We start from the raw sequence: 11,890 nt of genomic DNA, 5'->3' as shown, positions 1-11,890 counted from the left end.
ATGGCCGCACGTGAACCGCTGAGCACCGAGCGGGTACTGCGCGCAGCCCTCGAACTCGCCGACTCCGGCGGCACCGACGGGCTGACCATGCGCGGGCTCGGCCAGGAGCTCGGCGTCGAGGCGATGTCGCTGTACAAACATGTGGCCAACAAGGACGCGATCCTGGACGGGATCGTCGACCTCGTCGTCGGCGAGATCGCCCTGCCGTCCCCGGGGGACGACTGGAAGCAGTCCATGCGCCGGCGGGGGATCTCGGCGCACGAGGTGCTGCTACGGCACCCCTGGGCGTGCCGGCTGCTCATGTCGCGTCCGAACGTCGGGCCGGCGATGCTGCGCTACGTCGACTCCACCGTCGGCACCCTGCGGCAGGCGGGCTTCTCGATCGAACTGGCCGACCACGCGTGGAACGCCATGGACAGCCACGTCTACGGGTTCACGCTGCAGAAGCTGACCTTCCCTTTCGAGCCGCAGCAGTATCCCGAGAAGGCCGGCACCTACCTGCCGCAACTGCCCCCTGGCCGGTACCCGTACCTCACGGAGATGGCCCTGTACGTCATGGAAGGTCACTACGACGGCGTGCACGCCTTCACGTTCGGCCTCGACCTCATCCTCGACAGCCTCGAACGCCTCCTGGCCGCGCAGTCGCAGGCCACCTAGTGTCATGGCCTGAATTTCCATATGCCAGGGACAAGAACTTATCCGCCGAATTTCAGGCGCATGACACTAGGTAGCTCCCCTCCGGCTGCTACCTAAGCCGCGCACCATCCCCGACGAGATCGCCGCCTGGGCATCCGCCGACATGATCGGCTTGGCGGCATCCTCAGGGAGTACGAGCATGCAGCTTGACCTGGACGGTCGAATAACGGCATCCGCAAACCGCTGGGGCGGACGCCCACTCGAAACCGCAGCTTGATTCAACCCGGCAAACCTATGCGGTCTCAGCATCAGAGGGCATCCAAGTGATTGAACGGATCGTTTAAAACGATTGGTTGACAACGGTCGATGAGCTGCCTCATCCTCTTCTTATGTCGTCGACTCCTGCACAGCACACTGACCCGTTCACGCCCCCACATCCGGAGCAGGCGCGAGTGCACCGCGTCTACGCGTCCCTGCTTCGCATCGCCGAGCGACACGCGACAACCGACGAACAACGCCACCGACAGGTTCATGCCTCGGTCATCGGGCCGCACGAAGCCGTCAGGCTCGTGTCGTTCCTGCTCAGTGGGGCCGCACAGCTCGACGACACTGAGCCGGAGGTGGACCACGCCGACATCACCGCTGCGTTGAGCCTCGTCCCACTGGTTCGCGGGGAGATGGACGCACTGGAAACCGGGCTCCTCGAGATGGCACGTGGCCGCGGCATGACTTGGCAAGAGATCGCCTTCGGTCTCGGGCTTGGCACTCCGCAAGCAGCCAGACAGCGATACGAACGACTGGCCAGCCGCGCCGCACCCGATGAGGAGGGCCCGGAATAGGAAGGGTCCGCCCCGGACTGCTCGCCAGCCAGAGGCCGGGGATCTGGGGCTGCGGCGCCCGAGCGGATGCCAACGCTCCACACCTTGGAGGTGATCTGCAGGGAACTCAATCAATGACGACCAACACGGTGAACCTATGCGGCCACAGCACTAGCCGGCCACCGGCTGACACGCCGCAGGGTCGGCGGGCTCCAAGGGCTCGGTGGCCTAACCGTCAACGGCTTTCTGCACGCCGCCGCGCTCGTCGGCTCGGCGGGCGTCTCGGCGGTCGACTTCGCCGACCTCGCCCTCGGCTGCTTCATACCCACCGTGGTGGGTCAGACCCTCGCCGCGCAGGCGCCCGCGCCGGACGACCGAAACTACCCCGGTGCTCTCGGCACCACGGAGATGAACCTTAACGCGCTCGAGCACATCGCCCACACCAGCGTGGAGCAGGGCGTTCACTCCGGCCAGCCGCGGCTGATGAAGGAGATCGCCGAGCGGGGGATCGCGGAGGGTCACGGAGGCGACAACTACATGGCCGTGTTCGAGATCCTCAAGAGGCGCTGAGCCTCTGTCGTTCGTCGGCGCGCTGCCCGGCGGAGTCTTGCGGTTGAGGGAGCCGCTCAGCAGGCGGTACGGGTGGGCAGGCCCAGCAGTTCAGGTTGCTCGCGGGCCAGGCCCAGGCTCCGGAACAGGTGACAGGCGGCCTCGCGCACCAGAGGCTCCCTGACCCGCGCCACGAAGGTCTCAGGCGTGGGCCCGCACAGCGTGCGCAGCTCCGCCGAGCGGGAGAGCAGGCGGGCGATCAGCCGCGGTTGGGCTTCGAGCCGCATGGCCTCGCCCGTCCTGTCTGTGAGGCACCCGTGCCTGCTCACGTACACCCAGCAGGTGGGAAGTGCCACACCGGACGCCGGCGTGACCGGGTGCCGCTCGGTGGGCAGGAGGCGCCGGTAGTAGTTGGGCTCCGTCACGTCCAGCGCCACCAGCTGGGCCTGGTCCACCCACAGCACGAACAGCCGCGACGGACCGGGCGCGGCGATGGGCGCGGCGGGCACGTAGCCATGGCGGTTGATGTGGGCGGACACCCCGGCAGCGATGCCCTGCACCGTCGCCTGCGTCAGGGGGACGACCGGTCGCAGGGCGCCGTCGAAGAACTTGCGGTAGAGCTGGCTCGGGGCCGCGTTGGAGCCGACCGCCAGGACGGCGTGACGCGCCGACATGGGCGCCGCGCCGAGCGCCTCCAGATGGTCGCCGAGCCGTACGGCCTGGCCTCCGACGTGGGCGTGCCAGTCCTCGGCGGGCGCGCCCGCGACCTCCGCCAGTGGGACGAAGCTGTCGTCCTGGAGGAGGCCCGAAGTGCGGGGGAGACGGCCGGGGTAGGTCAGCGGCGCGGCCATCGGGTCGTCGACGAAGAGATCGGTGAGCGTGGCGGGGCGGGGGAGCGCCTCGGACATGAGTCATCCAGTTCGGGGGTTCTCGTCTTGGCTGTGGTGCCCATCAGCGTCGTGCCTACGCCGATTCCGTTCGGAGGTATTTTTCCGGTTGCCGGGAAATTTCTTGTAGGCGTACATTTGGGCCATGCAGGAGTCGCGACGCGAACGAAAGAAGCAGCTGACCCGGCAGCGGATCGTCATGGCGGCCATCCGGCTGTTCGAGGAGCAGGGGTACGAGCAGACCACGATGGCGCAGATCGCCGCCGCGGCGGATGTCGACCCCAAGACGTTCTCCAACTACTTCCGCGGCAAGGACGAGGTGCTGTGGGTCGGCATGGATCGGGACTTCGACGTGCTGCTCGCGGCGATCGCGGAACGTGGGCCGCACGAGAGCCCTGGTGAGGTGCTGGCGAGGATGGTCCAGCAGTACGCCGCCCACCGCCGTCCCAAGGTCCCCCGCAGGGAGCCTGAGGAGCTGTCGGCGGCGCTCCGGCTGGTCATGAGCACGCCGACGCTTCAGGCGAAAGGGCTGTACCTGCTGTTGGACCTGCAACAGCGGATCGCCGACGAGCTCCTGAAAGCGTTCCCCGACCAGCTGGACCCGATCACCGCGGCCGCGATGACCGGATCCCTGATGGGCGCCATCCAGCAGGCCGGCCTGGCCAGCGTCCGGCTCGGCCGGTCGCAGGACGAGCTGTGGGAGGCGTCCAGGCGCGGCCTCGACATCGCCATGAGCGGCCTGCTCTCGGTGCGGCGGCCCACAGAGAGCCCATGAACCGCCTGAAGGTCCTGCTCGCAGCAGAAAGGATCAGCCTTTCATGAAGGAAAACGTCCGATCGCTCGCCCTCGACGCACGACGCGCCCTGCGCGAAGGCCACCCGGGGATCGATCGGCGGCAGCGTGCCCGCCTGGCCGAGATGGTGGCCTACGCCCGCGCCCACTCGCCCTACTACCGAGAGCTGTACCGGAACCTGCCGGAGCGGGTGGACGACCCGGAGGCGCTCCCTGTCACCGACAAGAAGACGCTGACGGCCCGCTTCGACGACTGGGTCACCGACCGCCAGGTGACGCTCGAGCGGGTCGAGGCGTTCGTGGCCGACCCGAGCCTCGTGGGGCATCGCTTCCAGGACCGGTACCTGGTGGCCACGAGCACGGGCACCAGCGGCCTGCGCGGCCTCTTCGTGCTGGACGACAGGAACCTGGCCGTGGGCACCGCCGTCGGGTTGCGCGCCGGCGGTGGGATGGCGGCCCGCGATGTCCTCAGGACCCTGGCCCGCGCCGGCCGTACCGCCATAGTCACCGCACCAGGCGGCCATTTCGCCACCGTCGCGGGGGCGGCCAGGTTCGGCGTGGACAGGCCGTGGCTCGGCCGGATGATGCGGGTCTTCTCGATCAACCAGCCGATGGCGGAGCTGGTCGACGAGCTCAACCGGTTCGATCCCGCCAGTCTCGCCGGCTTCGTGGGCATGCTCACGCTGCTGGCAGGCGAGCAGGAAGCGGGCCGTCTGCGCATCCGCCCGGCGGTCGTCATCCCCGGAGGTGAGACGTTGACCCCGGAGGTCAGGGAGCGGATCACCACCGCTTTCCAGGCCAAGGTCCGCGCCTCCTACGCCTCCACCGAGTGCGGCTTCCTCAGCTCCGGCTGCGCGCACGGCTGGTACCACGTCAACAGCGACTGGGCCGTCCTGGAGCCGGTCGACGCCGATCACCGGCCTGTTCCGCCAGGTCAGGACTCGCACACCGTTCTGATCAGCAACCTCGCCAACCGGGTCCAGCCGATCCTGCGCTACGACCTCGGCGACAGCGTCCTGGTCCGACCCGACCCCTGTCCCTGCGGCAGCCCGCTTCCCGCCATCCGGGTGCGTGGCCGCGTGGCCGACCTGCTCACCTTCCCCACCGGTCGCGGCGAGCACGTCAACATCTCACCCATGGCCTTCGGCGCCGCACTGAACGTTCCGGGCATCGAGCAGTTCCAGCTCGTCCAGACCGCGCCCACCACCCTGCGCATGCGCCTGCTGCCCGCAGCCGGCGCCGACATCGACGGCTTGTGGCAGATCGTGAGCGACAAGATCACCCACTTGCTCGCCGAGCGCCAGGCCGGGAACATCACCCTCGAACGCGCCGACGAACCGCCGCAGCAGTCACCCGGCGGCAAGTACCGAAGGATCATCCCTCTGGTCAAGCCGTGACGACGGAGCACCTCCGCATCTGGGGTGCCGCGACTGATGCTCGAAGGAAGGCGTCCCGTGACTCTCCGACAAAGGGCGTGCGACTGTGCGCAACACTCGAAAGCCCGCCACGCTGAACCGGTGGACTGCAGTATTCCTGGCCGTACTCATCGGGGCGTCCGGCTCATGTGGATTCACGGAACCCGGTGACCACCAATGGCTGCTCGCCGTACAGGATGAGTCTCTCGTACGGGACCGCGGAACCTACTTGTTGTCCAGTGATGGATCCACCCGGCTGGAGTTGAATGACTGCGGCGTGGATTCCGGATCTGCGCAACCAGTTCTCAGTAGCGAAGGACGCGCTCTGTTGCTTCTCGGGTGTCACAACGGCGACGGCGATGGGGGGTCCGTTGTCAATGCTCTGGTGAATAGCGAGACAGTGGTGATGGATATCGACGCGTCTCACGCCACCTGGACAGATCAAGGGCGAGCCCTTTTTGTCGATGAGCGCGGGGTTCTCCGGCTTGTCGATTTCTCGGGTGAAGATCCGAAGATCTCCGTAGTCGGTGACCTTGGTCGCCCCGTCACGGCGATCGACTTCGACGCGGGCACGAGTCGCCTCGCCGTTCTGCTGGGCAATGACAACGAGAGCGCGTCCAGCGCGATTCACCTAGTGGATATGAAAGGCAAGGTTCTCGGTAAGATCGATCTTTCGGAGAACGTGTCCGCGATATTCTGGCGCGACAGCGGCCGTATTGAGGTGGAAACACGACAGGAGTGGCTGGCTGTGGACGTGGAGTCAGGAAAGGTCACCAACCGGCGCGACAGGCGTGGATGCAGCATGGCTGCCGCGACAGCGGACAGCTATGTCTCCTGGTGTCCTCAGGGCGGGGAATTGGTTCAGCACAGGGACAGCGGGACGAAGAGGACGATCACTACGATCTCCGGTGATGATCTCGACTGGTATTTCATCGGCGTCGCGGAAGCTGTCCTCGGCCACTCATGAATTTCTCCGGGGTGACCGTCACTCGCGAGCCGTTCCCCCTGCAGGCGGCATACCGAATTGCCTACGAAGGCCGCCGGCCCTCCGTGAGTGGTGGTTCGGAGTAGTCCAGCGAGAGTTTGGCGCTCAGGTCGCGTAGGCATTCTTCGAAGACCGGCTCCAGGTCGGTGTAGGCGAAGTCGAGCTGGTGCAGAACCTCCATGCACAGCAGGCCGTACAGCCTGATCCAGCAGGTCAGGAAGACGTGGGCCGCCTCGGGCGGCAGCCGTCCTTCGATGGTGGCCGAGTAGGCGGTCAGTTGTTCGCGCAACGACGCGGGCAGGCCGGCCAGGTCGGGCACCGGGAACGGCTGCGCCTGCCACAGCTCGACGGTCAGGTCCAGCAGGACCTGCTCGAATCGCAGCGCGGCCTGATGGCGGACCGAGTCCTGCCGCCTGTTCGGCGGGGCTATCGGGCTGGCGAAGATCCAGCCGAACTCGGCCGGGTGGGCGATCGCCCAGGCGCGCATGGCGCGGCAGACGGACAGGAGCCGGTCGCCGATCGGCGCGTCGGCGTGAGCGTCGCGCGCCTGCTCCATCGTCTCGGCCAGCTCGCGAAAGAAGCCCGCGGTCACCGCGCCGACCAGCTCGTCGTGGCTGGCGTAGTAGTGGTACAGGGCCGGACCACTCATGCCCATCTCCCGGGCCACCGCGTTGATCGTCACCGCGGCGGATCCCTGCGCGACCAGCAGCCTGCGCACGGTCACATGGATCTCCTCCACGGTGGCCTGCCGCAGCCTGTCCCGCCGGCTCGTGGTGTGCGCTGACATGGCTCCCCTTCGCTCGCTGTGACGCCGTTGACATCCTAGGGCATCTATGTTTCCTTAATAGCTCTAAGCAAATTTAGAGCCATTAGGAGTCGCTGTGGAACCTCGGTGGTGGATCCTCCTCGCGTCACTCACGCTCGCGACGGCCGTGTGGTGGCGGCTGTCCAGGTCCGCGCACGTACGGCGTGGCCTGCGCGAGCCGTACGGCACGCGAGAGAAGTCCTGACATGCCGCGCACGCGCAACCCGCTGATCGCCGTCTTCGGCAAGTACGCGATGAACGCGACCATCACGCACGTCGAGCCGGTCACACCTGCGATGCAGCGGATCCGGCTCCAGACCGACCGGCCCATCACCTTCTCCTACACACCCGGCCAGCACATCAGGATCCAGCTCAAGGATCCGCTGTCGGTTTCGGGGATCCTGCGGCCGGCCGAGACACTGCGCACCTACACGATCTGGGACTTCGACCCCCGCGAGCAGGCATTCGAACTGCGAGTGCACCTCTACGAGGGCGACGGCATCGGGCTGAGATGGACGCGCCAGGCCAGGCCGGGCGACGCGGTGACCTTCTGGTGGCCCGAAGGCGACTTCTTCACCCGCGAGGCGGACTTCCACGTGTTCATCGGCGAGGAGAGCGCCAGCGCCGCCTTCGGCCCCATGATCCGGGCGCTGGGAGAGGCGGCGAGCGTCCACGGTGTCCTGGAGAGCGACACCCCCGAGCGCGACCTGCCCATGCCAGGGCCCCACCGGCTGCGCCGGGTGCACCGCCACGGCGCCTCGGCCGCCGCCTCCCCACTGCTGCTCGCCGCGGTGGCCGAACTCGACCTGCCGGGGAACACCGGGGCCGCCTACGTGGCCGGAGAAGCCAGGACCTGTCAGATGGTGCGGGACTTCCTGGTCAGGCAGCGCAACTGGCCGCGGGCCTCGGTCAAGGTCAAGCCGTTCTGGACGCCGGACAAACGGGGCCTGCACTGAGGCAGGCATCCGCGATGACCACAGATGGAGACCGAACAGTGAAAGCGATCATTGTGGGTGGCGGGATCGGCGGGCTGACCGCGGCCGCCGCTCTGCACCAGCGCGGCTGGGAGATCGAGGTCCTCGAACGCGCCCCCGAGTTCACCGAGGTCGGCGCCGGGCTGGCGGTGCAACCCAACGGGCTCCGCGCACTGGACACGCTCGGCCTGGGCGACCTCCTGCGCTCGAAGGGGCCGGCCGACCCGCCTGCGGGGATCCGGCGCAGGAACGGGCACTGGCTGATCCGCAACGACCTCGACTACCTGAAACGCCGCTTCGGCCAGTGGGCGACCGTGCACCGGGCCGACCTGATCGACCTGCTGCGTACCGCGGTGCCCTCGGCGGCGCTGCGGTCGGGCACCGAGGTGCATCAGGTACGGCCCGACGGCACCGTCATCCACAGCGGCGGTGTCTCCACCGCGGATCTCGTGGTCGGCGCCGACGGCGTGCACAGCATCACCCGGCGATCACTGTGGCCGCACGCACGCGGACCCCGCTACGTCGGCTACACCACCTGGCGACTCCTCGCCCCGCCCCAGCCTGTCGAGGCAAGCACCGAAACCTGGGGCGCAGGCGAACGGTTCGGACACATGCCCATGCCCGACGGCCGCGTCTACTGCTACATCATGGCCAACGCCCCACAGGGCTCCCAAGGCGGCCTGGACGACCTGCGCGAACGCTTCGCCCGCTGGCACGATCCGATACCCGCCCTGCTGCACGCCGCCCGCGAGGACCACGTGATCCAGCGCGACACCTACGAGATGCCTGACCTGAGCACCTACGTCGCGGGCAAGGTCGCGCTCCTCGGCGACGCCGCCCATGCCATGACCCCCAACCTGGGGCAAGGGGCTTGCCAGGCGATCGAAGACGCGGTCACGCTGGCCGCCGCGGTGGACGGCGGGGATGTGCGCGCCGGGCTGGAGGCCTACGACCGCGCCCGCAGGCCACGGACGCAGATGATCGTCCGCCTTTCCCGCCAGGTCGGCTCGGCCGCGCATTGGACCTCCTCCGCGCTGACCGCCGTACGGGACGCCGCCCTCCCCCTCCTGCCCAGATCGGTCTTCGAGCGGTCGCTGGCTCCCTCGTACGACTGGACGCCCTAGTACAGCGGGCCCACTCCGACCCTCTTGCCCTTATGACGGAAAGGTCGCTTCACCGTGCTTCTCCCGCGCATCCTCATCGCCGCCGTCGGGGTGATCACGACGGCCGGTGCCGTGCTCGCGGACCTGGTGATCCCCGATCTGGCGGCACAGCACGCCTTCAACGAGGCCTGGCCACCACACGCGAAGTTCCACGACGCCCAGTACATGGTGATGACAGTGCTGCTCGGCCTCATCGGCCTCGTGCTCGTCACAAAACGGGACGGCAACGTCCACTCGCGGCTGCTCTGCGCCGCCGCGATCCTCGCCACCCCATGGCTCGGCATGCTCGGAGCGCTCCTGTTCCCCGGCACCGCCACCTACGACCCGGAGTTCTCGGAGAAGACCGTCTTCGTGCTCGGCATGCACGAGCAGGTCTTCATGGCGCTCGTCCTGCTGGTGACATTGCTCAGCGCGGCGGCCGCGCCCCTCCGCCACCTCGGGAGCACGACGGCTCGATCGTGAGCCACAGGACGACCACGCCCTGGCGGGGGCGGGCCGGGAGCGTGGTTGCCTCGACGGCCTCACCGAGGTCTGGCATCAAGCCCGGATGCGGGCCTTCACCCCGAACAGGCCGCTTCACCGCTGGCGCGCAGGCCGTACGACCTGAGGCACGCGGCGGTCTCTCTCTGGCTCAACGCGGGAGTATCGGCCTCCGACGTCGCCGAGCGTGCGGGTCACGGGGTGGAGGTCCTGCTGCGGGTCTGCGCACAGTGCCTTGACGGACACCAGGAGATCGCCCACCGACGCTGTAGCCGCATGATCACGCATCGGCTACCAAGGGTCATGGAGAGCCTCCGGGGCCCTGCGATGTTCCGACCTTTGCGAGTAGGGGAAACACGCCCAGAATCAGCCCACATATATCCCGCGACCACCGTCATGAGGCTGCATACGATGGCCTACGGCTGCGTGGCCTGGAAAGCAAAAGAGCCCCCGAAGGGGCTCTTAGCTGGGAAAATTCCCTGTGGCAGGTCCAGGGTTCGAACCTGGGTAGGCTAAGCCGACGGATTTACAGTCCGCTCCCATTGGCCACTCGGGCAACCTGCCGTGTCATCCGCTCGCGGCGACAGACAGAAGAATAGCGGACTTTCGAGCCGCACGTGACATCGGTTTGTCCCATGCCCGATCCCCACCTCGGACCCCCTTGGTCGCTAAGGTCGGAGGGGACGAAGAGAGGACACTCACACCGATGGCCGACAGCAGCTTTGACATCGTCAGCAAGATCGACCGCCAGGAGGTCGACAACGCGCTGAACCAGACGGTCAAGGAGATCGGACACCGCTTCGACTTCAAGGGCACTGGGGCAGCGATCAGCTGGTCCGGGCAGAACAACATCGAGATCAAGGCCAACAGCGAGGAGCGCGCCAACGCCGCCCTCGACGTCTTCAAGGAGAAGGTGGTCAAGCGCGGCCTCTCGTTGAAGATCCTTGACGCCGACGAGCCGAGGCTGTCCGGCAAGGAGTACCGCATGCTGGTCGCCCTCAAGGAGGGCATCGACCAGGAGCACGCGAAGAAGATCTCCAAGATCATCCGGGATGAGGGCCCCAAGGGGGTCAAGGCGCAGATCCAGGGCGAGGAGCTCAGGGTCAGCTCCAAGAAGAAGGACGAACTGCAGGACGTCATCACCCTGCTCAAGGGCAAGGACCTCGACATCGCCCTGCAGTTCACGAACTACCGCTGACCCAGGCCCTGACCTCGCCGGCATCGCCGGGAGGAGCCTGGAGGGCACATCCGGGGCACACGGCCGAGCGCGCTGTCCACGAGGGCACGCGTCTTCTCGTGTGCCTCGGGCTACTCCCCGATGTACGTGTTGAGCGTGACCATCGGCGTGGAGTGACCGAGGGCCAGCTGTACGGTCTTGACCGAGGCGCCCTTGTGGATCAGCAGGGTCGCGAAGTAGTGCCTGAGACAGTGCAGGCCGATGCGAGGCGGGATGCCTGCCGTACGGGCCGCCGGGGACCAGATGTGCGACCAGGTCGCCCGGTGCATCGGAAGCAGTAGGTTCGTGGTGAACAGCAGCTTGGCGGTACGGCGCAGCGGCTTGCGCGGGTCGGTCTCGTCGTCGATCTCCTGTTCGACGATGGCGAAGCGCTTGAGGTGCTCGCGGAGGGCCTTGCAGACCAGATCGGGCAGCTCGATCGTGCGGGCCGAGGTCCTCGTCTTGGGAGGACCGAGATACGGCTTGCGCCCATTCACGCAGACCAGCTGCTGACTGATGTCGACCTCGCGGCGGTCGAGGTCGATCTGGTCGAGTTCCAGGCCGAAGATCTCACCACCACGAAGACCACAGGCAGCGGCGAGGTAGACGACCGCCGCGCCGGGTTTGGGCCGCGACTTGTGCCAGCGGTCGTAGACCGTCATCGCTGCTCCCTCACCCAGTCGCGGACCTCGTCTGGGAGATAGCGCAGGTGCTTGCCGATGCGGCGACCGGGCGGGCCGATGCGGCGGCAGCGCCACTGATAGAGGGTGGCGGCCGGGATACCGAGGAAGGTCGCGACCTCATCGACGGTATCCGCACAACGATCCGATTCCGCGCTAGTCGCGGGCTATCCAGGCGCTAACGGTCTCTCCGACGATCTGCGCATGACAAATCTGATTGATAAGGCGCTGGCGTACGTCCTGCGGGAACGCCAGGCGTCGGCCGCCAACTGCCGGTACGAGTACAGGTGCCCGCTCGCCGGAGGCTGGTACCGGCGGCGGTGCTGCTCCTCTCCCGGCGGGGTGGAGAACTGCTACAGCTGGGTGCGCATCGGTTCCGTCTGCGCGACACCCTGACAGGCAAGCGCTCGCGCTCATCGGAGGAGCCCGGTCGCCTCGAGTTCCGGGCAGCTCACGGTCTTGGCTGCCGGGACGCGGCCGCAGGCCGGTG

Annotated in this window: 16 protein-coding genes and 1 tRNA gene; 12 read left to right on the top strand and 5 right to left on the bottom strand. The window is 67.5% G+C overall.

Annotation, left to right across the window (positions count from 1 at the left end):
- From FHR33_RS23925 to FHR33_RS53345, 3 genes are all read left to right on the top strand, one after another.
- A complete protein-coding gene (locus tag FHR33_RS23925) occupies positions 1-657 on the top strand; it encodes a TetR/AcrR family transcriptional regulator C-terminal domain-containing protein (RefSeq protein WP_183651775.1) in 657 nt (218 codons plus the stop codon).
- 431 nt (positions 658-1,088) lie between these two features.
- Complete coding sequence (locus FHR33_RS23920) at positions 1,089-1,475, top strand: DNA-binding protein (RefSeq protein WP_312895694.1); 387 nt, start codon at positions 1,089-1,091, stop codon at positions 1,473-1,475.
- A gap of 165 nt (positions 1,476-1,640) precedes the next feature.
- On the top strand, positions 1,641-2,024 hold the full coding sequence (locus FHR33_RS53345; protein ID WP_344841114.1) for an imine reductase family protein: 384 nt from the start codon (positions 1,641-1,643) through the stop codon (positions 2,022-2,024).
- 56 nt (positions 2,025-2,080) lie between these two features.
- Here FHR33_RS53345 and FHR33_RS23910 read toward each other — a convergent pair whose 3' ends face one another.
- Entirely contained in the window at positions 2,081-2,911 is an 831-nt protein-coding gene (locus FHR33_RS23910; protein WP_183651766.1) for a hypothetical protein, read from the bottom strand.
- Between the two features lie 124 nt (positions 2,912-3,035).
- Between FHR33_RS23910 and FHR33_RS23905 the strand changes: the two genes are divergently transcribed.
- The 3 genes from FHR33_RS23905 (at position 3,036) to FHR33_RS23895 (ending at position 6,064) form a co-directional block, all read left to right on the top strand.
- Positions 3,036-3,665 carry a TetR/AcrR family transcriptional regulator gene (locus tag FHR33_RS23905; protein WP_183651763.1) on the top strand — a complete coding sequence of 210 codons (630 nt, stop codon included), beginning with the start codon at positions 3,036-3,038 and terminating at the stop codon, positions 3,663-3,665.
- A gap of 43 nt (positions 3,666-3,708) precedes the next feature.
- Positions 3,709-5,079, top strand: coding sequence for a phenylacetate--CoA ligase family protein (locus FHR33_RS23900; RefSeq protein ID WP_183651760.1), 1,371 nt, complete (start codon positions 3,709-3,711; stop codon positions 5,077-5,079).
- 403 nt (positions 5,080-5,482) lie between these two features.
- On the top strand, positions 5,483-6,064 hold the full coding sequence (locus FHR33_RS23895) for a hypothetical protein (RefSeq protein ID WP_183651756.1): 582 nt from the start codon (positions 5,483-5,485) through the stop codon (positions 6,062-6,064).
- 61 nt (positions 6,065-6,125) lie between these two features.
- Here the strand turns inward: FHR33_RS23895 and FHR33_RS23890 are convergent, their stop codons facing one another.
- On the bottom strand, positions 6,126-6,869 hold the full coding sequence (locus FHR33_RS23890; protein WP_183651754.1) for a TetR/AcrR family transcriptional regulator: 744 nt from the start codon (positions 6,867-6,869) through the stop codon (positions 6,126-6,128).
- Positions 6,870-6,963: 94 nt separating this feature from the next.
- Here FHR33_RS23890 and FHR33_RS51870 point away from each other — a divergent pair, with 94 nt between their 5' ends.
- The 4 genes from FHR33_RS51870 to FHR33_RS23875 are packed head-to-tail and all read left to right on the top strand — an operon-like array spanning position 6,964 to position 9,486.
- Positions 6,964-7,092: a hypothetical protein gene (locus tag FHR33_RS51870; protein WP_281388178.1), complete on the top strand. Its 129-nt coding sequence runs from the start codon at positions 6,964-6,966 to the stop codon at positions 7,090-7,092.
- Position 7,093: 1 nt separating this feature from the next.
- On the top strand, positions 7,094-7,843 hold the full coding sequence (locus tag FHR33_RS23885) for a siderophore-interacting protein (protein ID WP_183651751.1): 750 nt from the start codon (positions 7,094-7,096) through the stop codon (positions 7,841-7,843).
- Positions 7,844-7,881: 38 nt separating this feature from the next.
- Positions 7,882-8,985, top strand: a complete 1,104-nt coding sequence (locus tag FHR33_RS23880; RefSeq protein WP_183651748.1) for an FAD-dependent monooxygenase — start codon at positions 7,882-7,884, stop codon at positions 8,983-8,985.
- Positions 8,986-9,039: 54 nt separating this feature from the next.
- Positions 9,040-9,486, top strand: coding sequence for a DUF6640 family protein (locus FHR33_RS23875; protein ID WP_183651745.1), 447 nt, complete (start codon positions 9,040-9,042; stop codon positions 9,484-9,486).
- A gap of 500 nt (positions 9,487-9,986) precedes the next feature.
- Here the strand turns inward: FHR33_RS23875 and FHR33_RS23870 are convergent.
- A tRNA-Tyr gene (locus FHR33_RS23870) sits at positions 9,987-10,068 on the bottom strand.
- A gap of 142 nt (positions 10,069-10,210) precedes the next feature.
- On the opposite strand from FHR33_RS23870, the gene FHR33_RS23865 reads away from it, so the two are divergent.
- Entirely contained in the window at positions 10,211-10,702 is a 492-nt protein-coding gene (locus tag FHR33_RS23865) for a YajQ family cyclic di-GMP-binding protein (RefSeq protein WP_183651742.1), read from the top strand.
- Between the two features lie 110 nt (positions 10,703-10,812).
- On the opposite strand, the gene FHR33_RS23860 is transcribed toward FHR33_RS23865, so the two are convergent.
- Positions 10,813-11,382: a site-specific integrase gene (locus tag FHR33_RS23860; RefSeq protein WP_183651739.1), complete on the bottom strand. Its 570-nt coding sequence runs from the start codon at positions 11,380-11,382 to the stop codon at positions 10,813-10,815.
- A complete protein-coding gene (locus tag FHR33_RS50505; protein ID WP_183660255.1) occupies positions 11,379-11,501 on the bottom strand; it encodes a helix-turn-helix domain-containing protein in 123 nt (40 codons plus the stop codon). Before FHR33_RS50505 ends, FHR33_RS23860 begins: the two co-directional genes overlap by 4 nt.
- 103 nt (positions 11,502-11,604) lie before the next feature.
- Between FHR33_RS50505 and FHR33_RS23850 the strand changes: the two genes are divergently transcribed.
- The gene (locus FHR33_RS23850) at positions 11,605-11,796 is read left to right on the top strand and encodes a hypothetical protein (protein ID WP_183651736.1); all 192 of its coding nucleotides are present in this window, start codon (positions 11,605-11,607) and stop codon (positions 11,794-11,796) included.
- Positions 11,797-11,890 lie beyond the last annotated feature (94 nt).

This window comes from Nonomuraea dietziae, assembly GCF_014195505.1.
GTDB lineage: Bacteria > Actinomycetota > Actinomycetes > Streptosporangiales > Streptosporangiaceae > Nonomuraea > Nonomuraea roseola.
Note: the sequence above shows the minus strand (reverse complement) of the source record. Positions and strands in the feature narration are given on the sequence as shown.

What these genes read in the sequence shown, in the direction of transcription:
- FHR33_RS23885 (WP_183651751.1), top strand. Translation starts at nt 7,094, where the DNA reads ATGCCGCGCACGCGCAACCCGCTGATCGCCGTCTTCGGCAAGTACGCG.
- FHR33_RS23860 (WP_183651739.1), bottom strand. Translation starts at nt 11,382, where the DNA reads ATGACGGTCTACGACCGCTGGCACAAGTCGCGGCCCAAACCCGGCGCG.
- FHR33_RS23890 (WP_183651754.1), bottom strand. Translation starts at nt 6,869, where the DNA reads ATGTCAGCGCACACCACGAGCCGGCGGGACAGGCTGCGGCAGGCCACC.
- FHR33_RS23925 (WP_183651775.1), top strand. Translation starts at nt 1, where the DNA reads ATGGCCGCACGTGAACCGCTGAGCACCGAGCGGGTACTGCGCGCAGCC.
- FHR33_RS23865 (WP_183651742.1), top strand. Translation starts at nt 10,211, where the DNA reads ATGGCCGACAGCAGCTTTGACATCGTCAGCAAGATCGACCGCCAGGAG.
- FHR33_RS23905 (WP_183651763.1), top strand. Translation starts at nt 3,036, where the DNA reads ATGCAGGAGTCGCGACGCGAACGAAAGAAGCAGCTGACCCGGCAGCGG.
- FHR33_RS23900 (WP_183651760.1), top strand. Translation starts at nt 3,709, where the DNA reads ATGAAGGAAAACGTCCGATCGCTCGCCCTCGACGCACGACGCGCCCTG.
- FHR33_RS23850 (WP_183651736.1), top strand. Translation starts at nt 11,605, where the DNA reads ATGACAAATCTGATTGATAAGGCGCTGGCGTACGTCCTGCGGGAACGC.
- FHR33_RS23910 (WP_183651766.1), bottom strand. Translation starts at nt 2,911, where the DNA reads ATGTCCGAGGCGCTCCCCCGCCCCGCCACGCTCACCGATCTCTTCGTC.